The organism is Streptomyces sp. NPDC059853 (genome assembly GCF_042731495.1).
In the GTDB taxonomy this organism is placed as follows: Bacteria; Actinomycetota; Actinomycetes; order Streptomycetales; family Streptomycetaceae; genus Streptomyces.
The window spans coordinates 1-26,156 of record NZ_JBHWJL010000048.1; the positions used below are offsets into that span (position 1 = coordinate 1).

At 72.8% G+C, this 26,156-nt stretch carries 19 protein-coding genes and 3 pseudogenes; 14 read left to right on the top strand and 8 right to left on the bottom strand.

The window, feature by feature from the left end; genetic code table 11:
• Positions 1-145: 145 nt before the first annotated feature.
• The 4 genes from rimO to ACFV5N_RS08010 all read left to right on the top strand — a co-directional run bounded on the left by rimO (position 146) and on the right by ACFV5N_RS08010 (position 3,385).
• The gene (rimO, locus tag ACFV5N_RS07995; RefSeq protein WP_385595617.1) at positions 146-1,663 is read left to right on the top strand and encodes a 30S ribosomal protein S12 methylthiotransferase RimO; all 1,518 of its coding nucleotides are present in this window, start codon (positions 146-148) and stop codon (positions 1,661-1,663) included.
• The gene (gene pgsA / locus ACFV5N_RS08000) at positions 1,660-2,358 is read left to right on the top strand and encodes a CDP-diacylglycerol--glycerol-3-phosphate 3-phosphatidyltransferase (protein WP_385595620.1); all 699 of its coding nucleotides are present in this window, start codon (positions 1,660-1,662) and stop codon (positions 2,356-2,358) included. The genes rimO and pgsA overlap by 4 nt, the downstream gene beginning before the upstream one ends.
• Positions 2,355-2,909, top strand: a complete 555-nt coding sequence (locus ACFV5N_RS08005; protein WP_385595623.1) for a CinA family protein — start codon at positions 2,355-2,357, stop codon at positions 2,907-2,909. Before pgsA ends, ACFV5N_RS08005 begins: the two co-directional genes overlap by 4 nt.
• 95 nt (positions 2,910-3,004) lie before the next feature.
• On the top strand, positions 3,005-3,385 hold the full coding sequence (locus ACFV5N_RS08010) for a helix-turn-helix domain-containing protein (protein WP_026047653.1): 381 nt from the start codon (positions 3,005-3,007) through the stop codon (positions 3,383-3,385).
• Positions 3,386-3,485: 100 nt separating this feature from the next.
• Here the strand turns inward: ACFV5N_RS08010 and ACFV5N_RS08015 are convergent, their stop codons facing one another.
• Complete coding sequence (locus ACFV5N_RS08015) at positions 3,486-8,159, bottom strand: ATP-dependent helicase (protein ID WP_385595627.1); 4,674 nt, start codon at positions 8,157-8,159, stop codon at positions 3,486-3,488.
• Positions 8,160-8,291: 132 nt separating this feature from the next.
• On the opposite strand from ACFV5N_RS08015, the gene ACFV5N_RS08020 reads away from it, so the two are divergent.
• The 5 genes and pseudogenes from ACFV5N_RS08020 to recX form a co-directional block, all read left to right on the top strand.
• Positions 8,292-8,486 (top strand): DUF3046 domain-containing protein, encoded by a 195-nt coding sequence (locus ACFV5N_RS08020; protein ID WP_093842205.1) that lies wholly within the window; start codon positions 8,292-8,294, stop codon positions 8,484-8,486.
• Between the two features lie 167 nt (positions 8,487-8,653).
• A pseudogene (gene recA / locus ACFV5N_RS08025) lies at positions 8,654-9,274 on the top strand (recombinase RecA); the annotation flags it as partial.
• Positions 9,266-10,078: pseudogene (locus tag ACFV5N_RS08030) on the top strand (recombinase RecA); the annotation flags it as partial. The pseudogenes recA and ACFV5N_RS08030, both read left to right, overlap by 9 nt.
• Before the next feature lie 219 nt (positions 10,079-10,297).
• A complete protein-coding gene (locus ACFV5N_RS08035; RefSeq protein ID WP_385595662.1) occupies positions 10,298-10,888 on the top strand; it encodes a hypothetical protein in 591 nt (196 codons plus the stop codon).
• Positions 10,786-11,511: pseudogene (recX, locus tag ACFV5N_RS08040) on the top strand (recombination regulator RecX); the annotation flags it as partial. The gene ACFV5N_RS08035 and the pseudogene recX, both read left to right, overlap by 103 nt.
• 379 nt (positions 11,512-11,890) lie before the next feature.
• Here recX and ACFV5N_RS08045 read toward each other — a convergent pair.
• From ACFV5N_RS08045 to ACFV5N_RS08065, 5 genes are all read right to left on the bottom strand, one after another.
• Entirely contained in the window at positions 11,891-13,438 is a 1,548-nt protein-coding gene (locus tag ACFV5N_RS08045; protein ID WP_385595630.1) for an FAD-dependent monooxygenase, read from the bottom strand.
• An 82-nt stretch (positions 13,439-13,520) separates the two neighbouring features.
• Positions 13,521-14,444 carry an amino acid ABC transporter permease gene (locus ACFV5N_RS08050; RefSeq protein WP_385595633.1) on the bottom strand — a complete coding sequence of 308 codons (924 nt, stop codon included), beginning with the start codon at positions 14,442-14,444 and terminating at the stop codon, positions 13,521-13,523.
• Positions 14,441-15,115, bottom strand: coding sequence for an amino acid ABC transporter permease (locus ACFV5N_RS08055; RefSeq protein WP_385595636.1), 675 nt, complete (start codon positions 15,113-15,115; stop codon positions 14,441-14,443). The genes ACFV5N_RS08050 and ACFV5N_RS08055 overlap by 4 nt, the downstream gene beginning before the upstream one ends.
• Positions 15,116-15,217: 102 nt before the next feature.
• Positions 15,218-16,066 carry a glutamate ABC transporter substrate-binding protein gene (locus tag ACFV5N_RS08060; RefSeq protein ID WP_385595639.1) on the bottom strand — a complete coding sequence of 283 codons (849 nt, stop codon included), beginning with the start codon at positions 16,064-16,066 and terminating at the stop codon, positions 15,218-15,220.
• A gap of 79 nt (positions 16,067-16,145) precedes the next feature.
• Positions 16,146-16,931, bottom strand: a complete 786-nt coding sequence (locus ACFV5N_RS08065) for an amino acid ABC transporter ATP-binding protein (RefSeq protein WP_385595642.1) — start codon at positions 16,929-16,931, stop codon at positions 16,146-16,148.
• A 265-nt stretch (positions 16,932-17,196) separates the two neighbouring features.
• On the opposite strand from ACFV5N_RS08065, the gene ACFV5N_RS08070 reads away from it, so the two are divergent.
• Complete coding sequence (locus ACFV5N_RS08070) at positions 17,197-17,883, top strand: response regulator transcription factor (RefSeq protein ID WP_093842203.1); 687 nt, start codon at positions 17,197-17,199, stop codon at positions 17,881-17,883.
• Positions 17,884-17,897: 14 nt separating this feature from the next.
• Positions 17,898-19,400 (top strand): sensor histidine kinase, encoded by a 1,503-nt coding sequence (locus ACFV5N_RS08075; RefSeq protein ID WP_385595645.1) that lies wholly within the window; start codon positions 17,898-17,900, stop codon positions 19,398-19,400.
• Here the strand turns inward: ACFV5N_RS08075 and ACFV5N_RS08080 are convergent.
• Together ACFV5N_RS08080 and ACFV5N_RS08085 are read right to left on the bottom strand one after the other, a co-directional pair.
• Positions 19,310-22,363 carry an alpha-mannosidase gene (locus ACFV5N_RS08080; protein ID WP_385595648.1) on the bottom strand — a complete coding sequence of 1,018 codons (3,054 nt, stop codon included), beginning with the start codon at positions 22,361-22,363 and terminating at the stop codon, positions 19,310-19,312. The genes ACFV5N_RS08075 and ACFV5N_RS08080 overlap by 91 nt on opposite strands.
• Positions 22,364-22,487: 124 nt before the next feature.
• Positions 22,488-23,498, bottom strand: a complete 1,011-nt coding sequence (locus ACFV5N_RS08085; RefSeq protein ID WP_385595650.1) for a TAXI family TRAP transporter solute-binding subunit — start codon at positions 23,496-23,498, stop codon at positions 22,488-22,490.
• Between the two features lie 163 nt (positions 23,499-23,661).
• Here ACFV5N_RS08085 and miaB point away from each other — a divergent pair, with 163 nt between their 5' ends.
• Genes miaB through ACFV5N_RS08100 form a run of 3 tightly spaced genes read left to right on the top strand, consistent with a single transcriptional unit; the run spans position 23,662 to position 26,154 of the window.
• Positions 23,662-25,110, top strand: a complete 1,449-nt coding sequence (gene miaB / locus ACFV5N_RS08090) for a tRNA (N6-isopentenyl adenosine(37)-C2)-methylthiotransferase MiaB (RefSeq protein WP_385595653.1) — start codon at positions 23,662-23,664, stop codon at positions 25,108-25,110.
• On the top strand, positions 25,100-25,414 hold the full coding sequence (locus tag ACFV5N_RS08095; protein WP_385595656.1) for a hypothetical protein: 315 nt from the start codon (positions 25,100-25,102) through the stop codon (positions 25,412-25,414). The genes miaB and ACFV5N_RS08095 overlap by 11 nt, the downstream gene beginning before the upstream one ends.
• Positions 25,415-25,437: 23 nt before the next feature.
• Positions 25,438-26,154 (top strand): hypothetical protein, encoded by a 717-nt coding sequence (locus ACFV5N_RS08100; protein WP_385595659.1) that lies wholly within the window; start codon positions 25,438-25,440, stop codon positions 26,152-26,154.
• Positions 26,155-26,156 lie beyond the last annotated feature (2 nt).

The window sequence follows — 26,156 nt, forward strand, 5'->3', positions numbered from 1 at the left end:
GAGCCTGGTCGTACACCCCGGGCGACCCGCCGGTGGGCTGACCGGCACACCCGCCCCGCCCCCACCCGCTCGCACGGCCGTGCGAGCGGGCGCTGTTGCCGGGCCGGGGGCGGGCGGCCGGTCGGGGACGAAGTAGGCTGAGCCCATGTCCGATCGCCGTACCGTTGCCCTGGTCACCCTTGGATGCGCCCGTAATGAGGTGGATTCGGAAGAGCTGGCGGGGCGGCTGGCAGCAGACGGCTGGGACCTGGTCGAGGACGCCGCGGACGCGGACGTCGCCGTGGTCAACACCTGCGGCTTCGTCGAGGCCGCGAAGAAGGACTCGGTGGACGCGCTGCTGGAGGCCGGCGAGCTGAAGGCGGCGGCCGGTGAGGGCCGGGGCCGTACCCAGGCCGTCGTCGCGGTCGGCTGCATGGCCGAGCGGTACGGCAAGGAGCTGGCCCAGGCGCTGCCCGAGGCGGACGGGGTGCTCGGCTTCGACGACTACGCGGACATCTCCGACCGGCTGAACAGCATCCTCAGCGGCGGCGGCCATGTGTCGCACACCCCCCGGGACCGGCGCAAGCTGCTGCCGATCAGCCCGGTGGAGCGGCAGGGCACCGCGGTGGCGCTGCCCGGGCACGGGGAGAGCGCCCCGGCGGATCTGCCGGCCGGCCTCGCGCCGGCCTCCGGGCCGCGCGCGCCGCTGCGGCGGCGGCTGGACGGCGGGCCGGTCGCCTCGGTGAAGCTCGCTTCGGGCTGCGACCGGCGGTGCTCGTTCTGCGCGATCCCGTCCTTCCGCGGCTCGTTCATCTCGCGCCGCCCCTCCGATGTGCTGGGCGAGGCGCGCTGGCTGGCCGAGCAGGGCGTCAAGGAGATCATGCTGGTCTCCGAGAACAACACCTCCTACGGCAAGGACCTGGGCGACATCCGGCTGCTGGAGACGCTGCTGCCCGAACTCGCCGCCGTGGACGGCCTGGAGCGGATCCGGGTGAGCTATCTCCAGCCCGCCGAGATGCGGCCGGGGCTGATCGACGTGCTGACCGGCACCGACAAGGTCGCCCCCTACTTCGACCTGTCGTTCCAGCACTCGGCGCCCGATGTCCTGCGCGCCATGCGGCGGTTCGGGGACACCGACCGCTTCCTGGAACTGCTGGCCACCATCCGGGGCAAGGCCCCGCTGGCCGGGGTGCGTTCGAACTTCATCGTGGGTTTCCCCGGGGAGACGGAAGCCGATCTGGCCGAGCTGGAACGTTTTCTGATCGGTGCGGATCTGGACGCGATCGGGGTCTTCGGATATTCGGACGAGGAAGGCACGGAAGCCGCCTCGTACGAGGACAAGAACCCGCCCGAGGTGGTCGCCGAGCGGCTGGAGCGCATCACCCAGCTGGCCGAACAGCTCACCGCCCAGCGCGCCGAGGACCGTATCGGTGAGCCGGCCCGGGTGCTGATCGAGTCGGTGGCCGCCGAGGACGGCGCCGAGGACGGGGTGATCGCGGTCGGCCGCGCCGCCCACCAGGCGCCCGAGACCGATGGCCAGATGCTGATCACCGGCGCGCCCGGTGACCCGGTGCCGCCGGTCGGCTCCTTCATCGACACCGAGATCACCGGCGCCGAGGGAGTGGATCTGTTCGCCGAGCCGAGCCCCGCCGCCGTCCCCGTACCGTCCGGGGCGGACAGATGAGCAATGTGCCGGCCGCGGCTGCCGGAGAGGGCCGGCCGGCCCGAGGGCGGGCCGGGTCGACAGGCCTGATGGGCGCCGGGCTGTGGAACATCGCCAATGTCCTGACGATGTTCCGGCTGGTCCTGGTGCCCGGCTTCGTGCTGCTGATGCTGGCCGACGGCGGCCACGACCCGGCCTGGCGCGCCTGGGCCTGGGCGGCGTTCACCGTCGCCATGATCACCGACCTGTTCGACGGGGAACTGGCCAGGCGGCACAACCTCGTCACCGACTTCGGCAAGATCGCCGACCCGATCGCCGACAAGGCGATCATGGGTGCCGCGTTGATCTGCCTCTCGCTGCTGGGCGACCTGCCCTGGTGGGTGACGGGGGTGATCCTCGCCCGGGAGCTGGGCATCACCGCCCTGCGGTTCTGGGTGATCCGGCACGGAGTGATCCCGGCCAGCCGGGGCGGCAAGCTGAAAACCCTCGCCCAGGGGGTCGCCGTCGGCATGTACATCCTGGTGCTGCCCGGACTGCTGGCCAGCGCCCGCTGGTGGGTGATGGCGGCGGCCGTCGTGCTCACCGTCGGCACCGGCCTCGACTACATACGGCAGGCGGTCGTCCTGCGCCGGGCCGGCCTGGCCGCCGAAGGGCGCACACGGCCGGACACGGCGGAAGCAGCGGCAGAGGCGGCACGGGAGGAGACCGAACGGTGAGAGACGGCGGCACGGCGGGGAACCCCGCGGCCCAGGTACTGAGCCTGCTGGCCGGACGCGGACAGACCCTGGCGGTGGCCGAGTCACTGACCGGCGGCCTGGTGGCCGCGGCGCTCACCGACATCCCCGGGGCCTCCCAGGTCTTCAAGGGGTCGGTCACCGCGTACGCGACCGAGGTCAAACGCGAGACGCTGGGCGTGGACGGCACCCTGCTCGCGGAGCGCGGCGCGGTGGACGCGGAGGTCGCCCGGCAACTGGCCCAGGGGGTACGGGAGCGGCTCGGCGCCGACTGGGGAGCGGCCACCACCGGAGTGGCGGGGCCCCAGCCCCAGGACGGGCAGCCGGTCGGCACGGTGTACGTCGCGGTTTCGGCGCCCGGATCGGGGGGAGTCGTCGCTCAGCGGATCCAGCTGAGCGGGGACCGGGCAGCCATCCGGGCCGGGAGCGTCCGGGCGGTGCTCGCTCTGCTGCGGGAAGAACTCGTCCACGCCGCCCGAAGCGGGGGGCAGAATACGGAACAGAACGGAGAGGATGGATGTTTGCAGCCCTGAGTGAACAAGACATCGCTCCCCGCACGGGTGGAGTCCGAGGCGGTACGGTGGGGCATGAAGCAAGCGAGGCCAACGGTCCGAGGAGGGAGCCACCGATGATCCTGCTCCGTCGCCTACTGGGTGACGTGCTGCGTCGGCAGCGCCAACGACAGGGCCGCACTCTGCGCGAAGTGTCCTCGTCAGCCCGGGTCTCGCTCGGTTACCTCTCCGAGGTGGAGCGCGGGCAGAAGGAGGCGTCCTCGGAGCTGCTGGCCGCCATCTGCGACGCCCTTGAGCTGCGGATGTCGGAACTGATGCGGGAGGTCAGCGACGAGCTGGCCCTCGCCGAGCTGGCCGCGTCCGCCGCGAGCGACGCGGTGCCGGCCCCGATGCGCCCGATGCTCAACCCGGTCCGCGTGACCTCGGTCACGCACCGTCCGGACGAGCACGTGACGATCAAGGCGCCGGCCGAGGCCGTGGACGTTGTAGCGGCCTGACCACACAGAGCACACAGGCATCACACCGCCGGGGAGAGCCCTCAGGGCTCTCCCCGGCGCCGTTGTGTGCCCTCGTACGGGCCGGGGCCGCGCCGCCCGGTCAGCCCCGCAGCCGCAGCCCACGCGGGGTGGCGTGGAAGCCCGCCTCCTCCAGCAGCCGCACCCACTCCGGGTCGGACAGCACCGCCCCGCCGTTGACGCGCTCCACCGTGATGGTGCCGAGCGCCCCCTCCCGGGCCGCCGACGCCAGCGCTCCGGCCGCCGCCCGCACGGCCTCCTCCGGCTCCGGCCCGTCCCGCCAGGCCAGCAGGGTGCGCCCGCCCCGCTCCAGGTAGCAGACCAGCGCGCCGTCCACCAGCACCACCAGCGCGCCCGCCTTGCGGCCCGGCTTGTGCCCCGCGTCCTGCGGCGGCTCGGGCCACGGCAGCGCCGCGCCGTAGGCATTGGCCGGATCGGCCGCCGCCAGCACCACCGCACGGCCCGCCGCCTCCGGCGTCCGTCCGGACTCGCCCGCGCCCGCGATCGCCCGCAGCCGGTCCACCGCGCCCTCCATCGCGAACTGGGCGGCACCCAGGCCCTCCACCACATAGCCGCGCCGCGCCTGGCCGCTCTCCTCGAACGCCGACAGCACCCGGTAGGCCGCCGCGAAGCCGCCCGCCACCCCCTCGGCCGCCACCGCGCCCCGGGTCACCACCCCGTGCCGGTCCAGCAGGGTCCTGGCCAGGGCGTGGGCGCGCACCGTGGGGTCGCTCTCGGCCACCGGCAGCAGTGACCAGCGGCCCGCCACCGTCGGCGGCCCGCCCCGGGAGACCGGCGCACGGCGGCCGGGACCGGCGGCCACCGTTAGCGACCCGTACCGGCCGCGCGGTGCACTGCGCCGGGCACGGTGCGCGGTCGACCCCGCGGTGCGGCCCGAACCGAGCAGGGCGCGCAGCGGCGCCAGCGAGTCATTGGTCAGCCGCCCCGACCACGTCAGCTCCCACACCGCCTCGGCCAGCGCCGTCTCCGGAACCTCGGGGCGCCCGGCGCGCACCCGGTCGGCGATCTGCCGGAAGAACAGGCCGTAACCGCCCTCCAGCGCGTCCAGCACCGCCTGGTGAACCGGCGTCAGCTCCAGCGGGTGCGCGGGGGGCAGCAGCAGCGGCGCGCTGTCCGCCGGATACAGCGTCAGCCAGCCGTCCTTGCCGGGCAGCGCCCCGGCACCGGCCCAGACGACCTCGCCCGAGGTGGTCAGCTCGTCGAGCAACTGCGGAGCGTACCCGGGCACCCGGGAGGGCAGCACCAGGCGTTCCAGCGCGGAGGCGGGCACCGGCGCGCCCTGCAACTGCTCGACGGCGCGCAGCAGTCCGTCGACGCCGCGCAGACCGCCCCCGCCGCTGCCCGGGGAGCCGACATGCTGCCAGCGCGGCAGGAACGACGCCAGGGCGGTGGGCGGCACCGGCTCCAGCTCCTGGCGCAGCACCGCGAGGGAGCGGCGCCGCAGCCGGCGCAGCACGGTGGCGTCGCACCACTCCTGGCCCCGGCCCTGCGGATGGAACTCGCCCTGCACCAGCCGCCCGTCGGCCGCCAGCCGGTGCAGCGCCCCGTCGGCGACCGCGGTGCCGAGCCCGAACCGCTCGGCCGCGGCCGCTGAGGTGAACGGGCCGTGGGTACGGGCGTACCGGGCCAGCAGGTCGCCCAGCGGGTCGCGTACCGGCTCGGTGAAGGCCTCGGGCACGCCGACCGGCAGCGCCGCGCCGAGCGCGTCCCGCAGCCGGCCGGCGTCCTCGATCGCCGCCCAGTGCTCGCGGCCGGCGATGCGGACGCGCAGGGCCCGCCGGGCCCGCTCCAACTGCTCGGCCCAGGCGGGTTCGGCGCCACGCTCCGCCAGCTCCCCGGTGGTCAGCGGGCCCAGGACGCGCAGTGCGTCGGCCACCGCCTCGGTGTCCTTCAGCCGCCGCTCCGGGGTGAGCCAGCGCAGCTCGCGCTCCAGCTCGGCCAGCACCCCGGGGTCGATCAGCTCGCGCAGCTCCGCCTTGCCGAGCAGCTCGGACAGCAGCCGCGAGTCCAGCGACAGGGCGGCGGCGCGGCGTTCGGCCAGCGGCGAGTCGCCCTCGTACAGGTACTGGGCGACGTAGCCGAAGAGCAGCGAGCGGGCGAAGGGTGAGGGCTCGCGGGTGGTGACCTCCACCAGACGCACCCGGCGGCCGGCGATGTCGCGCATCAGCTCGGCCAGCCCCGGCACGTCGAACACGTCCTGGAGGCATTCGCGGACCGCTTCGAGGATGATCGGGAACGAACCGAACTCGCTGGCCACCGCGAGCAGATGGGAGGCCCGCTGCCGCTGCTGCCACAGCGGGGTGCGGCGCCCGGGGTCGCGGCGCGGCAGCAGCAGCGCGCGGGCCGCGCACTCCCGGAACCGGGCGGCGAACAGGGCGGAGCCGCCCACCTGTTCGGTGACGAGACCGTCGACCTCGCCGGCCTCGAACAGGACATCGGTGGCCCCGATCGGCGGGGTCTGGTCGTCCCCGGCCCAGCGGACCGGGTCGAGACCGGGGTCGGGAACGCCGGTGTCCGGGTCGTGGCCGAGCAGATCGATGTCGGGCAGCCGCAGCACGATCCCGTCGTCCGCGTGCAGCACCTGGGCGTCCAGGCCGAAGCGCTCGGTGAGCCGGGCGCCGAGCGCCAGCGCCCACGGGGCGTGCACCTGCGCGCCGAAGGGGGAGTGCACCACGACCCGCCAGTCGCCCAGCTCGTCGCGGAACCGCTCCACCACGATGGTGCGGTCGTCCGGGACGTGCCCGCAGGCCTGGCGCTGCTCGTCCAGATAGCCGAGGACGTTGTCGACCGCCCAGGTGTCGAGACCGGCCGCCGTCAGCCGTTCCCTGGCCGCCTCCGGCTCCAGCGCGCCGACCTCCCGGACGAACGCGCCCAGCGCCCGGCCCAGCTCCAGCGGGCGGCCGAGCTGGTCGCCCTTCCAGAACGGCAGCCGTCCCGGAACGCCCGGGGCGGGGGTGACCAGCACCCGGTCGCGGGTGATGTCCTCGATGCGCCAGGAGGTGGTGCCGAGGGTGAACACGTCGCCGACCCGCGACTCGTACACCATCTCCTCGTCCAGCTCGCCGACCCGGCCGCCGCCCTTGCGCGGGTCGGAGCCCGCCAGGAAGACGCCGAACAGCCCCCGGTCGGGGATGGTGCCGCCGGAGGTGACCGCCAGCCGCTGGGCGCCGGGGCGGCCGGTGACGGTGTGGGCCACCCGGTCCCACACCAGGCGCGGGCGCAGTTCGGCGAAGGCGTCCGAGGGATAGCGGCCGGCCAGCATGTCGAGGACGGCGTGGAACGCCGACTCGGGCAGGGCGGCGAACGGCGCGGCGCCCCGGACCAGGGCCAGCAGCTCCTCGACGTCCCAGGTGTCGAGGGCGGTCATGGCCACCAGCTGCTGGGCGAGGACGTCCAGGGGGTTCGCCGGGATGCGCAGTTCCTCGATGGCGCCCTCGCGCATCCGCTCGGTGACGACCGCCGACTGGAGCAGATCGCCGCGGTACTTCGGGAAGACCACGCCGGCCGAGACCGCGCCCACCTGGTGCCCGGCGCGGCCCACTCGCTGAAGGCCGGAGGCGACCGAGGGCGGGGACTCCACCTGGATGACCAGATCGACCGCGCCCATGTCGATGCCCAGCTCCAGGGAGGAGGTGGCCACCACGGCGGGCAGCCGGCCGGCCTTGAGGTCCTCCTCGATCTGGGCACGCTGCTCCTTGGAGACGGAGCCGTGGTGCGCGCGGGCGAGGACGGGGGCGGCGCCCCGGGCGGCGCCGGAGCCGCCCATCAGGTCGGCGGGGGAGTGCTCCTCGGGGAGCGGGGCGCCGGTGTCGCGCTCGTGGGCGATCTCGTTCATCCGGTTGCACAGCCGCTCGGCCAGCCGCCGGGAGTTGGCGAAGACGATGGTGGAACGGTGCCGGCGCACCAGGTCGACGATGCGCTCCTCGACCGAGGGCCAGATGGAGGGCTTCTCGCCCGAGCCGGGGGCGTCGGGGACGGGGGAGCCGCCCAGCTCGCCCAGGTCCGGCACCGGGACCTCCACGGTGAGCCGGAACCGTTTGCCGCTGGGCGGCTGGACGACGGTGGCGCTGCGGCGCGGGGACAGGAAGCGGGCCACCTCGTCGACGGGGCGGACGGTGGCGGACAGTCCGATGCGGCGGGCCGGGCGCTCCAGCAGGGCGTCCAGCCGCTCCAGGGAGAGCGCGAGGTGGGCGCCGCGCTTGGTGCCGGCCACCGCGTGCACCTCGTCCAGGATGACCGTCTCGACGCCGGCGAGCGCGTCGCGGGCGGCGGAGGTGAGCATCAGGAACAGCGATTCGGGGGTGGTGATGAGGATGTCCGGCGGGCGGCGGGTGAGGGCGCGGCGTTCGGCCGCGGGGGTGTCGCCGGAGCGGATGCCGACCCTGATCTCCGGCTCGGGCAGTCCGAGGCGGACGGATTCCTGCCGGATGCCGGTCAGCGGGCTGCGCAGATTGCGCTCGACGTCGACGGCCAGCGCCTTGAGGGGGGAGACGTACAGCACCCGGCACCGTTTGAGCGGATCGGCGGGCGGCGGGGTGGCGGCCAGCCGGTCGAGGGAGGCGAGGAACGCGGCCAGGGTCTTGCCGGAGCCGGTGGGGGCGACCACCAGCGCGTCGGAGTCGGCGGCGATGGCCTGCCAGGCGCCCTCCTGGGCGGCGGTGGGCGCGGAGAACGCCCCGGTGAACCACGCGCGGGTGGCCGGGGAGAATCCGCTCAGGGCGCGGGAAGTGCTCACCCTGCCATCGTGCACCCGGGCACTGACAAACGGCCGGGTGGGGAGACGGGCGCGGTGGGTGGTGGTGCGGCGGATCGGCGGTGGCGTGGGTGGTGGTGACGGGGCCGGTGGCCGGGGCGGGATACTGGGGGTATGCGGTTGACGGAATTCTGGGCGCGGATGCGGGAGAGCTTCGGGCCGGCCTATGCCGAGTCCTTCGCCCGGGATCATGTGATGGCCGAGCTGGGCGGGCGCACCGTGATGGAGGCGCTGGACGCCGGCTGGGCGGCCAAGGACGTCTGGCGCGGGGTGTGTGCGGCGGTCGAGGTGCCCGCGCACCTGCGCTGAGCTGCGGAAATATGGGTTTTCCACAGGCTGGGCGAGGCGCTTGACACAAAAATCGAACATCCATTCTTATGGGAGTGCGGAGCGGTGCCCCGGCCGGTGTCGGCGTGGATTGTCAGTGGCAGGCGCTAGCGTCCGTGAGTGTGAAGCGATCGAATCAGACGGACCGGGTGGCTCCCATGGCAGGTACGGACCGCGAGAAGGCGCTCGACGCCGCTCTCGCACAGATTGAACGACAGTTCGGCAAGGGCGCGGTGATGCGCCTGGGGGAGCGCCCTGACGAGCCGATCGAGATCATCCCCACCGGTTCCACGGCGCTGGACGTGGCCCTGGGCGTCGGCGGTCTGCCGCGCGGCCGGGTGGTGGAGGTCTACGGCCCGGAATCGTCCGGAAAGACGACCCTCACGCTGCACGCGGTGGCCAACGCCCAGAAGGCGGGCGGCACCGTCGCCTTCGTGGACGCCGAGCACGCGCTGGACCCCGAGTACGCCAAGCGGCTCGGTGTGGACGTGGACCAGCTGATCCTCTCCCAGCCGGACAACGGCGAGCAGGCGCTGGAGATCACGGACATGCTGATCCGCTCCGGCGCCCTGGACCTGATCGTCATCGACTCGGTGGCCGCCCTGGTGCCGCGCGCCGAGATCGAGGGTGAGATGGGCGACTCGCACGTGGGTCTCCAGGCGCGGCTGATGAGCCAGGCGCTGCGGAAGATCACCGGTGCGCTCAACCAGTCCAAGACCACCGCGATCTTCATCAACCAGCTCCGTGAGAAGGTCGGCGTGATGTTCGGCTGCTTCCAGTACGGCACCCGGGTCACCCTGGCGGACGGTACTCAGGAGAAGATCGGCAAGATCGTCAATCAGAGAATGGATGTCGAAGTCCTCTCCTACGACCCGGAGACCGACCGAGTGGTCCCGAGGCGGATCACCAACTGGTTCGACAACGGGAATGCCGAGCGCTTCCTCCAGTTCACCGTCGCCAAGTCCGGGAGCAACGGCAAGGCACAGTTCGCGGCCACGGAGAACCATCTGATCCGCACCCCGGGTGGTTGGCGGGAAGCCGGCGAACTGCTGGCCGGCGACCGGGTGCTCGTCACGGAGAAGAAGCTGCTGAGCGCACAGCAGGAACAGCTGATTCTCGGCTCGGTCATGGGAGACGGGAATTTGTCCCCCAACCGGCGGGGCCGCACCGGAGTCAGGTTCCGGATGGGCCACGGAGCCGAGCAGGCCGACTACCTGGACTGGAAGGTTTCGCTCCTCGGGAACATCCCGCACAGCCGCACGGTCAACGAGAAGGGGGCGGTGTTCGCCGACTTCACCCCGCTGCCCGAGCTGGACGAACTGCGGCAGGTGGTCTACTTCGGAGATGGCAAGAAGCACATCACCGAGGAACATCTGAAGGCCATGACACCGCTGGCGCTCGCCGTCTGGTACATGGACGACGGCGGTTTCACCATGCGTTCCAAAGGAGTTCAGGAGCGGACCGCCGGGGGGAGCGGACGGATCGAGTTCTGCGTCCAGGCGATGAGTGAGGGGTCGCGCGAGCGGATCGTGAATCATCTCCGGGACACCCACGGGCTGGATGTGCGGTTGCGGCACGCGGGTGCGCGAGAGATCCCCGTGATCCAGTTCAGCACCGAAGCCACGTCCCGGTTTCAGGAGATGGTCGCCCCGTACATCCATCCTTCCATGGCGTACAAGCTGCTCCCCCGTTATCAGGGGCAGTTCGCCGTGCGACCGGAGTTCACCGAGGAGATGCAGCGGCTGGTGCCGTCACGCATCCTCGACATCGGGATCAAGCCGCCGACCCGCTCGATGAAGAAGTTCGACATCGAGGTCGAGGGCACCCACAACTACTTCGTGGACGGAGTCATGGTGCACAACAGCCCCGAGACCACCACGGGTGGCCGGGCGCTGAAGTTCTACGCCTCGGTCCGGCTGGACATCCGGCGCATCGAGACCCTCAAGGACGGCACCGAGGCGGTCGGCAACCGCACCCGCGTCAAGGTCGTCAAGAACAAGGTGGCCCCGCCGTTCAAGCAGGCCGAGTTCGACATCCTGTACGGCATGGGCATCAGCCGTGAGGGCGGGCTGCTCGACATGGGCGTGGAGCATGGCATCGTGCGCAAGTCCGGCGCCTGGTACACCTACGAGGGCGACCAGCTGGGGCAGGGCAAGGAGAACTCCCGGAATTTCCTGCGCGACAATCCCGATCTCGCGAACGAGATCGAGAAGCGCATCAAGGAGAAGCTGGGCATCGGTCCGAAGACCGAGGCGCCCGCGGGTGAGCCCGGCAAGGACGCGGCGGCAGCGGGCGCGGCCACCGGCGCCGCGGCCAAGACCGTGCCCGCGCCGGCGGCCAAGGCCACCAAGGCGGCGAAGACCGCCGCGGCGGCCAAGAGCTGACGGTGACCCGGCGCACCGAGGACAGCGGTGCCCCCGCCCCTCCCCCGCAAGCGGGAGGTGCCCCCAGGGCCGGGGCGGGGATGCCGCACGCCGAGCGGGACCCGGTGGAGCGGGCGCGGGCGATCTGTCTGCGGCTGCTCACCGGGGCCCCGCGCACCCGGCAGCAGCTGACGGACGCGCTGCGCAAGCGGGACATCCCCGAGCCGGTGCTCGAGGAGGTGCTGGACCGGTTCGAGGAGCTGAAGTTCGTCGACGACGCGGCATTCGCCGGCGCCTGGGTGGAATCCCGGCACCACGGCCGGGGCCTGGCCCGCCGGGCACTCGCCCGCGAGCTGCGCACCAAGGGGGTGGACCCGGCCGTCATCGACGAAGCCGTGGAGCAGCTGGACAGCGAACGGGAGGAGGCCACGGCCCGCGAACTGGTGGCCCGCCGCCTTCGGGCCACCCGGGGCCTGGACCGCGACAAGCGGCTGCGCCGGCTGGTCGGGATGCTGGCGCGCAAGGGCTACCCGGAGGGAATGGCACTGCGGGTGGTGCGGCAGGCCCTGGAGGAGGAAGGGCAGACCGAGGCGGAGGAGTGGGGCGACGCCGACGACTGGCCGCCGCCCGGAACGGCGGTGTGAGGGCTCGTACCGCCGGGCCGGGAGGGGAGAGCGTGCGGCCCGGGGGCCGGTCGGGGACCGGTCGGGAGGCGGGCCGGAGGGCGAGAGAGCGGTCCCCGGGTGGCCGGCATACCCCGGGGGCGGGGCGGCCGGGATACGTTCCCCGGGCGGCGATCTGGTCCGGGCTCCCCGGGTCGGCCCCGGCAGCGGACCGGGGCAGGACCGGGGCAGGCCGGATGTCGGTACGGGAAGCGGGCGCGGGCGGGCGCACTGCCGGTGCGGGGCCGGGCGGAGCCCCGGCCGCGTGCCCGGGAAGCCGCGTCCCTGGGCGGCTGCCGCGGGGAGCGCCCTCCGGACCGGGCGCGGCCGGTGCCGCCGCCGAGGCGGCCGGGCCGGCGGCTCAGGGAGCGGTGGGTTCCTCGGAACGGGTGTCGGCCTCCGCGTGCCAGCGGGCTATGAAGCTGCGCAGTTCCTCCCGGTCCGCGCCCGGCAGCACCGCCGCCAGGTGTCCGTCCGGCCGGACCACCAGCAGGGTGTGCGCAGCGGCGCCCGGATAGTCCTCGGTGACCAGCAGTTCGGTCGGCAGCGGCAGGGCCCGCGCCGCCTCGGCCAGGCGTGGCATCAGCCCCGCCGACAGCCAGTGCTTGGCGTCCCACACCCGTGAGCCCGGGGCGGTCAGCACCAGCAGCAGCGGCCCGCCCAGACAGTGCCGCAGCCGGGTGCGGGTACCGTCCAGCGCCGTCACCGGCACATCGAGCACCGGCGCCCCCGGCACCGTGGCGCTGGTCGCCCGGCGGGCGGGGAACGTCAGCGGCGAGTCCGGATAACGGGCCGGGGCGCCCAGCGCACCCTCGCCCCGGTGGCCGTCGGTGAGCAGCCGCAACCGCCCCCTGCCCCGGCCGCGCACCAGGCGCGCCAGCCAGCCGCGCCTGCCGCGCACCAGCGGCAGCGCCTGGTCCACCGCACGCAGCCGGTCGGCGACCGCGCTGCGGCGCTCGGTCTCGTAGCTGTCCAGCAGCCCCTCGGCCGGGGCGTGATGCCAGGCGGCGGCCAGCTTCCAGGAGAGGTTCTCCACGTCCCGCAGCCCCTCGGCGACCTGCTGGGTGCCCAGCGCGCCCAGCAGATGGGCGGCGTCACCGGCCAGAAAGACCCGGCCGGCCCGCCAGCGCAGCGCCAGCCGCTGATGGCAGACCTGCACCCCGGCGTCCAGCAGCTCGTACGGCGGCGGCTCGCCCTCGTACCAGCCACCGAGCGTGGTGTGCACCCGCTCCAGCATGGCGTCCGGGGTGACCAGGCCGTCCCCGTCCGGCAGCGGCCAGTCCAGCCGCCACCGGTCGCCGGGCAGCGGCCGGACCGTCACCTCACCCCCCGGGCCGCCCCGGTGCAGCCCGCCCTCGCCCTGCCACGGGAAGGCCGCCCGCAGGGTGGCCACCGCGTAGCGCTCCACGCCGGTGCGCCCGGGAAAGCTGATGCCCAGCAGCTTGCGCACCGTGGACCTCGCACCGTCGCAGCCGACCAGATAGCTGCCGCGCAGCGTCTGCTCGGTCAGCTCGGTGCTGCGGACGAGGACCTCGGTGCCGTGCTGTTCCACGCCGGTGACCCGGGTGCCGGGCAGTACCCGGATCAGTTCCTGGCCCGCCACGGCGGCGCGCAGCGCGCCTTCGAGGGCGTGCTGGGGAAGATGGAAGGGGGCGTCGCCGTCGGCGAACGGATGGTGCGCCGCCACCCGCCCGCGCTGCCGCGCGTACCAGCCGCTCCAGGCGGCGGTCTCCCGGGCCAGGCCGGGCAGCCGTGCCCAGTGGGCGAGGTCCGGGAAGAGCACGCAGGTACGGGCGAGGCGTTGCGGCGGCGGGCCGTCGGCACCGTCGATGACGATGGTGGGGACACGGTGCCCGGCCAGGGCAAGCGCCAGCGCGAGCCCGGTCGGGCCCGCGCCGGCAATGATCACGGGCAGCACATCATGTATGCAACCCAGCGGTTGTTCCCGCGTCAAGTCGGCCTTGACCAGGGGGAGTCGGTATGTCCCCCGCTCAGGGCTTCGGAACGTCGTCGGCACCCACCACAGGCGCCGCGCCGACCCCCGGGGCGGCCGTTGCACCGGCCGGATCCGCGGTCAGCACCTTGCCCGTGCTGCGCTTGCCGCGCCGCAGCTTGGCTTCCAGCCAGCCCGCGAACGCGGTGAGCAGGGAGTTGACCGCGATGAAGATGAGCGCCACGACGACGAGGCTGGCGATCACGTTGCCGTAGTTGGCACTGACGAGCCCGATGCTTCGCATGAGTTCGCTGTAGCCGAGAACAGCGCCACCGAGGGCGGTGTCCTTGACGATGACGACCAACTGGCTGACGATCGCCGGCAGCATGACCGTGACCGCCTGCGGCAGGAGCACATAGCTCATGGTCTGGCCCTTGCGCATGCCGATCGCTTGCGCGGCGTCCCGCTGTCCGCGAGGCAGCGACAGGATGCCCGCACGGACGACCTCGGCCAGGACCGAGGCGTTGTAGAGGACGAGACCGGTGACGACCGCATACATGGGCCGGTCGGCACGGTCGACGTCCGTCCACAGGGCGTACGCCTCGTTGGCGAAGATCATCATCAGCAGCACTGGAATGGCGCGGAAGAACTCCACGATCGCGCCGACCGGCTTGCTGATCCACCAGTGGTCCGACAGCCGGCCGATACCCAGGAGGGCACCGAGCGGCAGGGCGATGACCATGGCGAGGGCCGCCGCTGTCAAGGTGGCCTGAAGACCCGGGAGCAGGAACTCGGTCCAGATCCGGCTGTCCGTGACGAAGACGGACCACTTGTCCGCCGCCAGTTCCCCGCGTTCGTTCATGGTCGCGAGGATCCACCACAGACCGGCGAGCAGGACCAGCACGAACGCCACGGTCAGCAGGTGGTTGCGCCGCTTCGCCCGAGGGCCGGGCGCATCGTAGAGAACGGACAGATTGCTCATCGTTTCACCGCCACGCGCTTGCTCACCCAGCCGAGGAACAGACCCATGGGGAGCGTGAGAAGGACGAACCCGAGGGCGAAGATCATGGCGATCGGCAGAATCTGCGCCTCGTTCTCGATCATGGTCTTCATCAGTGCGGCGGCCTCTGCCACGCTGATGGCTGCGGCCACCGTGGTGTTCTTGGTCAACGCGATCAGCACATTGGCCAGCGGGGCGACAACGGCGCGGAACGCCTGGGGCAGCACGATCAGGCGGAGCACCTGGGCAAAACTCAGCCCCAGCGCACGGGCGGCCTCGGCCTGCCCCACGGGGACGGTGTTGATGCCGGAGCGCAGTGCCTCACACACGAAGGTCGAGGTGTAGAGGATGAAGCCCAGCACGGCGAGCCGGAAGTACAGAGGCTCGATCTTCCCGCCCGACCACATGTCGAACTTGAGAGCCATGAAGAGGCCCTGGGCGCAGGCCACGAGGACAACGGTGAGCGGGATGTTGCGGACGACATTGACATAGGCGGTGCCGAAGGCACGCATCACCGGCACCGGGCTGACACGCATCCCGGCAAGGATGGTTCCCCAGATCAGGGAGCCGATAGCTGAGTAGAAGGTGAGCTGCACCGTTACCCAGAACGCTCCGAACAGGTCATACCGTTGGAGATCAAGGAATTCGAACACGGAAACTCGCAGTCTCGGCAGAGAGTGGGATGAGGAGGTGGGGCGGTGCGCCGCCGCCCGTCAGCGACAGGCGGCGGCGCACTCTCCCCGTTGCCCGGTTGCTCAGTTGGTCTCGGTGATCTCCGGGGCACCCTCGGCCGTGTAACCCGACGGGCCGACGTTCTTGTCCAGCGCCTCGTCCCAGGCACCGCTCTCGACCATCGACTCGATGGCGGTGTTGATCTCGTCGCGCAGATCCGAACCCTTCTTGACGCCGACGCCGTACAGTTCGTCGGTCATGGCCAGGCCGGCCAGCTTGAACTTGCCCTGGTGCTGGTCCTGCGCGGCGTAGCCGGCGAGGATGACGTCATCGGTGGTCAGCGCGTCCACGGTGCCGTTCTCCAGGCCCGTCAGACACTCGGAGTAGGTCGCGAACTCGTGCAGCTGCGCGTTGGGGGCGACGTTCTCCTTCACGTTCTGCGCCGGAGTGGAGCCCGTCACCGAACACAGGGTGAGGTCGTTGATGTCGTCGACGCTGTTGACCTCGTCATCGGCACGGATCAGCAGGTCCTGGTGCGCGACGAAGTAGGGACCCGCGAAGTCCACCTGCTCCTTACGAGCGTCGGTGATGGAGTAGGTGGCCACGATGAAGTCCACGTCACCGCGCTTGAGCATGTTCTCGCGCTCGGCGCTCGGGGTCTCGACGAACTCGATGGCACCGGGCTCATAACCCAGCTCACCGGCGATGTACGTGGCCACGTCCACGTCGAAGCCGGCGAAGGAGCCGTCCGGGGTCTTCAGGCCCAGGCCCGGCTGGTCGAACTTGATGCCGACGGTGATCGTGTCGCCGCCGCCCCCACCGCTGCCGCTCCCGCTGCCACCGTTGTCGTCGTCGCTGGAACCGCAGGCGGTCGCGGTGAGGGTCAGGGCGAGAACGGAGGCGGCGAGAGCGCTTGCCTTGCGGAGCTTCATGGTTGTACTTCCCTCGGTGTCGAACGTGCTGTGCGTATCGGTTGACTGCGGCGTGCGGGTGCCGGTGGGGTCGGCGGGGTCAGTGGGCGAGGATCTTCGAGAGGAAGTCCTTGGCCCGGTCACTGCGGGGGTTGTCGAAGAACTGGTGGGGGTCGGCCTCTTCGACGATCCGGCCGTCCGCCATGAAGACCACGCGGTTCGCCGCGGAGCGGGCGAAGCCCATTTCGTGGGTGACGACGACCATGGTCATGCCCTCGGCGGCCAGCTGCTGCATGACTTCCAGGACCTCGTTGATCATCTCCGGGTCCAGCGCGGAGGTCGGCTCGTCGAAGAGCATCACCTTCGGCTGCATCGCGAGCGCCCGGGCGATCGCCACGCGCTGCTGCTGGCCGCCGGAGAGCTGCGCCGGGTACTTGTCGGCCTGGTTGCCCACGCCGACCCGGTCCAGCAGGGCCCGCGCCCGGGTCTCGACCTCGGCCTTGTCCTCCTTGCGGACCTTGATCGGGCCCAGCATCACGTTCTCGAGCACCGTCTTGTGCGCGAACAGGTTGAAGGACTGGAAGACCATGCCCACGTCGGCGCGCAGCCGGGCCAGCTCACGGCCTTCCGAGGGCAGCGGGTGGCCGTCGATGGTGATGGTGCCGGCGTCGATGGTCTCCAGCCGGTTGATGGAACGGCACAGCGTGGACTTGCCGGATCCGGAGGGACCGATGACGACGACGACCTCGCCGCGCTTGATGGTCAGGTTGATGTCCTGGAGCACATGCAGCGCGCCGAAGTGCTTGTTCACGCTGTCCAGGACGACCAGGTCTTCCGTCGCGTGCGACGCGTCCTCGGGTTCCTTGGTCAGCGACGTCTCGCTCATCGTGGGGTTGCTCCGTCCTCGTCGGTTGCAGGGACACTAGCCACCGGTGGTGACAGCGTCAGCAGAGTTGAGCGGAAATTGAGCATCACGATCCGATCGCGTGAAATGCGTACCGTGACGCTCCGTCGCCCTCGGTATCCGTTCCCCGTTTTCCGGATAACGGAACAGTTCAGCTCTTCGGAAGTCCCTTGACGCCGGGTCCGCACACGTGATGGATGCAGGTAGGGAACGACGACGGCGGCCGGCGGGAGGAGAGAGCAGCGGGATGAGACTCCTTCTGGTCGAGGACGACGAGCATGTCGCCGCCGCCCTCATCGCCGTCCTGGGCCGGCACGGCTTCTCCGTGATCCACGCCCGCGGCGGCGAGGACGCGCTGACCCGGCTGCGCAACAGCGCCTTCGACGTCGTGCTGCTGGACCTGACCCTGCCCGACGTCGACGGCTTCGAGGTCTGCGGCCGGATCCGCCGGCTGACCTCGGTGCCGGTGATCATGGTGACCGCCCGCGCGGATGTGCGCTCCCGCATCCACGGCCTGAACATCGGCGCGGACGACTACGTGGTCAAGCCCTACGACACCGGCGAGCTGCTGGCCCGCATCCACGCGGTCAGCCGCCGCAAGGCCGCCGAGGAACCCGAGCGCGCCGAGGGCCCCTCCGGGGTGCTCTCGCTCGGCCCCGTCACCCTGGAGCACGCCACCCGCCAGGTCACCGTGGACGGCGAACGCATCGCCCTGACCCGCAAGGAGTTCGACCTGCTGGCGCTGCTGGCCCACCGGCCCGGGGTGGTCTTCCGCCGGGAACAGATCATCTCCGACGTGTGGCAGACCAGCTGGGAGGGGACGGGCCGCACCCTGGAGGTGCACATCGCCTCGCTCCGCTCCAAGCTGCGCCGCCCCGAGCTGGTCGAGACCGTACGCGGCGTCGGCTACCGCCTCGCCCTGCCGCCCCGCTGACCCCCCCCCCCCCCATGCGCTCCCGACTGCTCCTGCTGCTCACCGTGCTGCTGGCCACCGTGCTGCTGGCCCTCGGCGTGCCGCTCGCCACCAGCCAGGCCAGCACCGAACAGCAGCGCGTCGTCGTGGACCGCATCGACGACACCGCCCGGTTCGCCTCGCTGGCCCAGTTCGCCGCCGGCCAGAGCACCGGGCCCGGGCGCGCCGCGCCGGCCGACCCGCTGGCCACCCTCCAGGACGAGCTGCGCCGCTACCACGAGGTGTACGGGATCAAGGCGGGCGTCTTCCAGCGCGACGGCGAGCCGATGGCGGTGGCGCCCGACGGCTGGACGGCCCCGCGCGCCGACGGCGACGACGGGGACGCGTTCGCCGAGGCCCTGGCCGGCCGCCGCAGCCGCGGCCCCGGGCAGGTGTGGCCGTGGGACAGCGACCGCACCCTGGTCGTCGCCTCCCCGGTCATCCGGGACGGCGACGTGATCGCGGTGGTCGTCACCGAGTCGCCCACCGGGCCGCTGCGCTCCCGCATCCTGGCCGGCTGGCTGCCCATCGGCTACGGCCTCGCCGCCGCCATGCTGCTGGCGGTGGCCGCCGCCTACCAGCTGACCGGCTGGATCCTGCGCCCGGTCCGGGTGCTGGACCGGGCCACCCACGAGATCGCCACCGGCCGGATGACCGCGCGGGTGGCGCCCGGTGGCGGCCCGCCGGAGCTGAAACGGCTGGCCAGGTCGTTCAACGAGATGGCCGACCACGTCGAGGAGAGCCTGGAACAGCAGCGTGCCTTCGTCGCGGACGCCTCCCACCAGTTGCGCAACCCGCTCGCCGCGCTGCTGCTGCGCATCGAACTGCTCGGCCTCGACCTCCCCGAGGGCAGCGCCGAGTTCGCCTCCGTCCAGGCCGAGGGCAAACGGCTGGCCCGGGTGCTGGACGACCTGCTGGACCTGGCGCTGGCCGAGCACCACGCCGCCGACCTGCGCCTCACCGACGTGGCCGCGCTGGTCGCCGAGCGGATCGGCGCCTGGCGGCCGGTGGCCGGACGCGGCGGCGTGGTGCTGCGGCAGGACGGCGCCGGGGCGGTCACCGGCTGGGCGGACCCGGTGGCGCTCTCCAGCGCGCTGGACGCGGTGATCGACAACGCCCTCAAGTTCACGCCGTTCGGCGGCGAGGTCACCGTCACCGTCACGCCCGACGGGGAGCGGGTCACCATCGAGACCGCCGACACCGGACGCGGCCTGGACGACGAGGAACTGGAGCGGATCGGTGACCGGTTCTGGCGGGCCGGCCGGCACCAGAACGTCTCCGGCTCCGGGCTCGGGCTGTCGATCGTGCACGCGCTGCTGGCCGCCGGCGGCGCCACCATCGGCTACGCGCACAACGAGCCGCACGGACTGCGCGTACTGATCTCCGTCCCCCGGCACGCCCCCGAGCATCAGGACGCGGAGGCAGGCACCAGCCGCAGGGTGAGGATCTCGAACGGCCGCAGCGACACGGCCACCCCGCCGTCCCCGCCCACCGGGTAGCCGGGCGCGTCGGTCAGCGGGCGCTCCAGCAGATCGGTGGCCGTGGCCGACGCCAGGGCGAAGCCGGGCACCAGCCGTCCCGCCGCCCGGCCCCCGCGCGACTCGTACAGCCGCACCACCACGTCGCCGCTGCGGTCCTCGGCCAGCTTCACCGCCTCCACCACGATCGCCGCCTCCGGTGTCACGGACACCAGCGGCGGGACGGTGGCCGAGCCCGGCACCGTGCGCTCGGGCAGATTGAGCGCGTGGCCCTCCCGTACCGCGTCCGCCCGCGTCGCGCCGGGCAGCAGCGCGTACCGCAGCCGGTGGGTGCCCTGGTCGGTCTCCGGATCCGGATAGCGCGGGGCGCGCAGCAGCGACAGCCGTACCGTCGTGGTCTGCCCGCCGTCCGCCCGTACCTCGCGGGTGACGTCGTGGCCGTAGGTGGAGTCGTTGACCACCGCCGCGCCCCAGCCGGGCTCGCCCACGTGCAGCCAGCGGTGCGCGCAGATCTCGAACTTCGCCGCCTCCCACGAGGTGTTGGTGTGGGTGGGACGGAACACGTGCCCGAACTGGGTCTCCGCCGCCGAGTGGTCGGCCTTCACATCCAGCGGGAAGGCGACCTTGAGGATCTTCTCGCTCTCCTGCCAGTCGATCTCGGTGTCCACCTCCACCCGGGCCGCGCCGGCCCGCAGCGTCAGCCGCTGCCGCACCGCGGAACCGGCCCCGAAGACGCGGGTCACCTGCACGGTGGCCGCCTCCTCGTCGGCCTCGGCCAGTTCCAGCTCCTCGACGCCGTTCAGATCGGTGGTGTTGTGCCGGTAGAAGGCGTCCACGTCCCAGGCGTCCCAGTGGTTGGGCAGATCCGGGTGCAGCTGGAGCAGATTGCCCGCCCGGCCGGGGGCGATGGCCTCGCGGCCGTCCGGGTCGCGCACCGAGACCAGCAGGCCGCGGTGGTCGATCCCGACCCGCAGCACACCGTTGTCGAGCACGAAGCCGCCGCCCGCCCGTTCCGCCACCGTGACCGGCGCGGCGGTGCGCGGCGGGCGCGGGCCCGCGCCACCGGCCGGAACGCCGTCACGGGCGTGCGGCGCCGCGTTGAAGACGACCGTGCCGCTGCCCCCGGCCGGGGCGTCCCCGGCCAGCGCGCGCTGCGCGGCGGCGGTGATCTCCGCCAGCTCCGCGTGCACCCGCGCGTACGTCGCGCGCGCCTCCCGGTGCACCCAGGCGATCGAGGAGCCCGGCAGGATGTCGTGGAACTGGTGCAGCAGCACCGTCTTCCACAGCCGCTCGAACTCCGCGTACGGATAGCCGTACCCCGGCACCCGCAGCGCCGCGGTCGCCGCCCACAGCTCCGCCTCGCGCAGCAGCGACTCGGAGCGCCGGTTGCCCTGCTTGGTCTTCGCCTGCGAGGTGTACGTCCCCCGGTGCAGCTCCAGGTACAGCTCGCCCACCCACACCGGGGCGTCCGGGTACTCCGCCCGCGCCGCGTCGAAGAACGCGGCCGGCTCCTCGATCCGTACCCGCGGCGAGCCCTCCAGATCGGCCAGCCGGCGGGCCCGTGCCAGCATCTGCCGGGTCGGGCCGCCCCCGCCGTCCCCGTGCCCGAACGGGGCGAGCGAGCGGGAGGCGCGGCCCTTCTCCCGGTAGTTGCGGGCGGCGTGCGCCAGCTGCGCCCCGCCCAGATCCGCGTTGTAGGTGTCGATCGGCGGGAAGTGCGTGAAGATCCGGGTGCCGTCGATGCCCTCCCACCAGAAGGTGTGGTGCGGGAAGGCGTTGGTCTGGCTCCAGGAGATCTTCTGGGTCAGGAACCACCGCGAGCCCGACAGCTTCACCAGCTGCGGCATCGCCGCCGTGTACCCGAACGAGTCGGGCAGCCACACCCCGTCCGTCTCGATCCCGAACTCCTCCAGGAAGAACCGCTTCCCGTACAGGAACTGCCGGGCCATGGCCTCGCCGCCCACCATGTTGGTGTCCGACTCCACCCACATGCCGCCCACCGGCACGAACCGGCCCGCCGCGATCTTCTCCTTTACCCGCGCGTACAGCTGCGGCCGGTGCTCCTTGAGCCAGGCCAGCTGCTGGGCCTGCGACATCGCGAAGACGAACTCGGGGTGCTCGTCCATCAGCGCCACCACATTGGCGGTGGTGCGGGCCACCTTCCGCACCGTCTCGCGCAGCGGCCACAGCCACGCCGAGTCGATGTGCGCGTGGCCCACCGCGCTCAGCCGGTGCGCCGAGGCGTGCGCGGGCGCGGCGAGCGCCGGTGCGAGCCGGGTGCGGGCGGCGCCCGCGCTGCCCGCGATGTCGTCCAGGTCCAGCACGTCCAGCGCCGACTCGATGGCGCGCAGCAGCTCCCAGCGGCGCGCGTCCTCCACCGGCAGCTGCGTCATCAGCCCGCCGAGCACCTCCAGATCGGCCACCAGCTCGAACACCTGCGGTTCGAACACCGCCAGATCCATCGCGGCCAGCCGGTACAGCGGCTCGTCGCTCGCGGTGCGCACATCGCCCTGGCGGGTGGGGCGGGGATCGTTGAGGATCGGATTGGCCGCCGCCTCCACGAACAGCACCACCTCCTCGCCGCCCACCGCCGGGGCCGCCAGCCGCACCCAGGAGTTGTCCGGGTTCAGGCCCTTGACCACCGAGCCGTCCGGCCGGTGCACCAGCCCCTCGCACTGGAAGCCCGGCATGCCCCGGTCGAAGCCCAGGTCCAGCACCGCCTCCACCGTACGGCCCGCCCAGCCGGCCGGCACGGTGCCGGTCACCTTGAACCAGGTGGTGCCCCACGCAGGCCCCCAGCGCTCCCCGGCCCCGGCGCACGGCGCGTACGGCGCGGCCAGCGCCTCGGCGACCGGCACCGGCTCGCCCGGCGCGTCCCAGCGCTCCACGGTCAGCGGCACATGATCACGGTGGACGGCGGGCCGGACGCGTTCGTCGAGAACGCGCCGCAGCCGGTCTTCGACAATGCGGCGATCGTCATGCATGGCGGGCTCCGAAGGCTCGGCGTCGAACCGGGGACTACACGCCCGTCGAGGCTAGATCACTTCCGCCGCCCGCACGAGAGGGCCGCATCCGGCGCGCACCGCCCCCGCCCGGCCCGTCGCGGGATCAGGACTTGACCGACCGGTAGTACTCCCGCGCCCCCGGATGCAGCGGCAGCGGCTGGGTGTAGATCGCGGTCCGCAGATCGACCCGCTGGGCCGCGTGCACCTGCGATCCGATCCGGTCCCGGCCGTTGATCACCGACCGGGTGATCTGCTCCGCCACCGCGTCGTCCACCCGGTCCGTGGTCACCAGCAGATTCGCCACCGCCACCGTGTCGATCACCTGGCTGCCCGCCACGTCCGGGTACGCGTCGGGCGGCAGCACCGCCGCCCGGTAGTAGTCGCGGTACGAGCCGCCCTCGCTGCGCAGCGCCGGCACCAGATCCCCCAGCGGCACCAGCCGGATCCCGGTGTGCCCGGACAGCTGCTCCACGGCCGAGGTCGGCAGCCCGCCCGACCAGAAGAACGCGTCGATCCGGCCCGCCTCCAGCATCGTCGGCGTGGTGTTGATGCCCTGCCGCACCGCCGTGATGTCCCGGTCCATGTCCAGCCCGGCCGCCTCCAGCAGCTCCCGCGTCACCAGCTGCACCCCGGACTGGTCCTGCCCCACCCCGACCCGCAGCCCCGCCAGGTCGGCGGCCCGCTGCACCGGTGAGTCCGCCCGCACGACCAGCTGCATGTAGTCGTCGTACAGCCGGGCGCAGGCCAGCAGCCGGTCCGCGTCCTTGCCGCCCGCCGCCTGGTACGAGGCCAGCGAGTCCGCCGTCGCGATGGCGAAGTCCGCCTCACCGGAGATCAGCCGCTCGATGTTCTCCACCGAACCGGCGCTGCCGCGCAGGGTGATGTCCAGATCCGGGGCGTCCCGCGCCAGCTGCGCCTGGAGCAGCGGCCCGTAGCGCGCGTACACCCCGCTCGGCACCCCGGTGCTCAGCGTGACGGTGCCGGTCAGCCGCTCCTGGCCCCGGGTGGCCGGGGCCCACAGCACGACGCCCAGCAGGACGAGGGCGACGGCGACGGCGAGCAGGACCGGCGCCGGGCGGCGGCGCAGCGGGGCGGGAACGCGCAGGGAGGGCATGCCGGAATCCTGGTCGCTGCCCGCCCCCGGAGGCAAGGCCGGGCCGCCGGCGGCGGCACGTAAACTGGGAGATCCGCTGTATCAGGTCCCGGATCTTCATGGATTGAGCACTCGCATGCCGGAAGTCACGCGCACGTACGAAGTCAGAACGTTTGGCTGCCAGATGAACGTTCACGACTCCGAGCGCATGGCCGGCCTGCTGGAGCAGGCCGGTTATGTCCGTGCGGGCAAGGACGCCGAAACCGCCGACGTCGTCGTCTTCAACACCTGCGCGGTACGGGAGAACGCCGACAACCGGCTCTACGGCAACCTCGGCCAGCTGGCGCCGAAGAAGGCCGCCAGGCCCGGCATGCAGATCGCGGTCGGCGGCTGCCTGGCGCAGAAGGACCGGGACACCATCACCCGCCGCGCGCCGTGGGTCGACGTCGTCTTCGGCACCCACAACGTCGGCAAGCTGCCGGTGCTGCTGGAGCGGGCCCGCGTCCAGCGCGAGGCGCAGGTGGAGATCGCCGAGTCGCTGGAGGCGTTCCCCTCCACGCTGCCCACCCGGCGCGAGAGCCCGTACGCGGCCTGGGTGTCGGTCTCCGTCGGCTGCAACAACACCTGCACCTTCTGCATCGTCCCGGCGCTGCGCGGCAAGGAGAAGGACCGCCGCCCCGGGGACGTGCTCGCGGAGGTCGAGGCCCTGGTCGCCGAGGGCGTCCTGGAGATCACCCTCCTCGGGCAGAACGTCAACGCCTACGGCTCCGACATGGGCGACCGGCAGGCGTTCTCCAAGCTGCTGCGGGCCTGCGGCCGGATCGAGGGCCTGGAGCGGGTGCGCTTCACCTCCCCGCATCCGCGCGACTTCACGGACGACGTGATCGAGGCCATGGCCGAGACGGAGAACGTGATGCCGCAGCTGCACATGCCGCTGCAGTCCGGCTCCTCGCGGGTGCTCAAGGCGATGCGCCGCTCCTACCGGCAGGAGCGCTACCTCGGCATCATCGAGAAGGTGCGCGCCGCCATGCCGGACGCCGCCCTCTCCACCGACATCATCGTCGGCTTCCCCGGGGAGACCGAGGAGGACTTCCAGGAGACCCTGCACGTGGTGCGCGAGGCGCGCTTCGCGCAGGCCTTCACCTTCCAGTACTCCAAGCGCCCCGGCACCCCCGCCGCCGAGATGGACGGCCAGGTGCCCAAGGAGGTCGTCCAGGAGCGGTACGAGCGGCTGGTCGCGCTCCAGGAGGAGATCTCCTGGGCCGAGAACAAGCGCCAGGTCGGCCGCACCGTCGAGGTGCTGGTGGCCGAGGGCGAGGGACGCAAGGACGACGCGACCCGCCGGCTGTCCGGGCGCGCCCCCGACAACCGGCTGGTGCACTTCGCCCGCCCCGCGGAGCCGGTGCGGCCCGGGGACATGGTCACCGTGGAGATCAGCTACGCCGCCCCGCACCACCTGCTGGCCGAGGCCCCGCCGAGCGCCGTGCGCCGCACCCGAGCCGGGGACGCCTGGGAGCTGCGCAACGCCGCCCCGGCCGAGCCGCGGGGCGTGATGCTCGGTCTGCCCACCGTCGGCGCCCCGGCCCCCGCGCCCGCCGCGCAGCCGGGTGGCGGCGGATGCAGTGTCTGTTGACCTGCACAAGGGAGAGCGGTCGCGCTGGTGGGGACTGATCGTCGAGGAGAACCTGCGGCGCGGCAAGACCCGCTGGTGGGGGGCGCGGCTCCTCGGCGAGCACTACGGGACGCATGCCAGCGCGGTGCAGGCCCTGCAGCCGCTGATGCACCGCCACCGGCCGGCTCTTCCCCGCACGGTGCGGCATCAGCGGATCTACCGGGAGGAGAGCGGCTTCCTGGCTCTCAACACGGGTCCCAGCGGAGCCGCGTACCCGGCCCGGTTCGTGGTCCGGGAACTGGTGTGGGACTCGGGTAAGCGCTGACCCGCGCCGCTACGCTGATCAGCATGCTTGTCGCCGCCGCCGTGTGCCCTTGCCCCCCGCTGCTGGTCCCCGAGGTGGCGGGGGGTGCCGCCGCGGAGCTGGACGACGCGCGCGCCGCCTGCGCCGACGCGCTGGCGGTGCTCGCCGCCGCCCGCCCCGGGCGGCTGGTCGTGGTGGGCCCGGCGCTCCCCGAGGCGCGCGGGGCGTACCCCGAGGGCGCGCCCGGCTCGTTCCACGGGTTCGGTGTGGACCTCGGCGTCCGGCTCGGCCGTGCCGCCCATCCCGGGCAGGACGGCCGCGCGCTGCCGCCCTCGCTGGCGGTGGCGGCCTGGCTGCTGGCCGAACACCGCTGGGACGCGTCCCCCGTCGAAGGGCTCGGCATCGACGAACTCCTGGAACCGCCGCACTGCGCCGCCACCGGCGCCGAACTGGCCCGGGACACCGACCGCCTCGCGCTGCTGATCATGGGGGACGGCAGCGCCTGCCGCACCCCCAAGGCGCCCGGCGCCTTCGACGAGCGCGCCGCCGCCTTCGACGCGGAGGCCGCCGCCGCGCTCGGCCGCGCCGACATCGACGCGCTGGCCGGCCTCGACGCCGGCCTGGCCCGCGAGCTGCGGGTGGCGGGCCGCTCCGGCTGGCAGCTGCTCGCCGGGGCGGGCCGGGGCGCGGGCCTGGCCGGTGTCCTGCTGTACGACGACGCCCCGTACGGCGTGGGCTACTCCGTCGCCGCCTGGTCCTGACC

What these genes read in the sequence shown, in the direction of transcription:
- rimO (WP_385595617.1), top strand. Translation starts at nt 146, where the DNA reads ATGTCCGATCGCCGTACCGTTGCCCTGGTCACCCTTGGATGCGCCCGT.
- pgsA (WP_385595620.1), top strand. Translation starts at nt 1,660, where the DNA reads ATGAGCAATGTGCCGGCCGCGGCTGCCGGAGAGGGCCGGCCGGCCCGA.
- ACFV5N_RS08010 (WP_026047653.1), top strand. Translation starts at nt 3,005, where the DNA reads ATGATCCTGCTCCGTCGCCTACTGGGTGACGTGCTGCGTCGGCAGCGC.
- ACFV5N_RS08020 (WP_093842205.1), top strand. Translation starts at nt 8,292, where the DNA reads ATGCGGTTGACGGAATTCTGGGCGCGGATGCGGGAGAGCTTCGGGCCG.
- ACFV5N_RS08035 (WP_385595662.1), top strand. Translation starts at nt 10,298, where the DNA reads ATGAAGAAGTTCGACATCGAGGTCGAGGGCACCCACAACTACTTCGTG.
- ACFV5N_RS08050 (WP_385595633.1), bottom strand. Translation starts at nt 14,444, where the DNA reads ATGAGCAATCTGTCCGTTCTCTACGATGCGCCCGGCCCTCGGGCGAAG.
- ACFV5N_RS08060 (WP_385595639.1), bottom strand. Translation starts at nt 16,066, where the DNA reads ATGAAGCTCCGCAAGGCAAGCGCTCTCGCCGCCTCCGTTCTCGCCCTG.
- ACFV5N_RS08065 (WP_385595642.1), bottom strand. Translation starts at nt 16,931, where the DNA reads ATGAGCGAGACGTCGCTGACCAAGGAACCCGAGGACGCGTCGCACGCG.
- ACFV5N_RS08070 (WP_093842203.1), top strand. Translation starts at nt 17,197, where the DNA reads ATGAGACTCCTTCTGGTCGAGGACGACGAGCATGTCGCCGCCGCCCTC.
- ACFV5N_RS08075 (WP_385595645.1), top strand. Translation starts at nt 17,898, where the DNA reads ATGCGCTCCCGACTGCTCCTGCTGCTCACCGTGCTGCTGGCCACCGTG.
- ACFV5N_RS08080 (WP_385595648.1), bottom strand. Translation starts at nt 22,363, where the DNA reads ATGCATGACGATCGCCGCATTGTCGAAGACCGGCTGCGGCGCGTTCTC.
- ACFV5N_RS08085 (WP_385595650.1), bottom strand. Translation starts at nt 23,498, where the DNA reads ATGCCCTCCCTGCGCGTTCCCGCCCCGCTGCGCCGCCGCCCGGCGCCG.
- miaB (WP_385595653.1), top strand. Translation starts at nt 23,662, where the DNA reads ATGAACGTTCACGACTCCGAGCGCATGGCCGGCCTGCTGGAGCAGGCC.
- ACFV5N_RS08100 (WP_385595659.1), top strand. Translation starts at nt 25,438, where the DNA reads ATGCTTGTCGCCGCCGCCGTGTGCCCTTGCCCCCCGCTGCTGGTCCCC.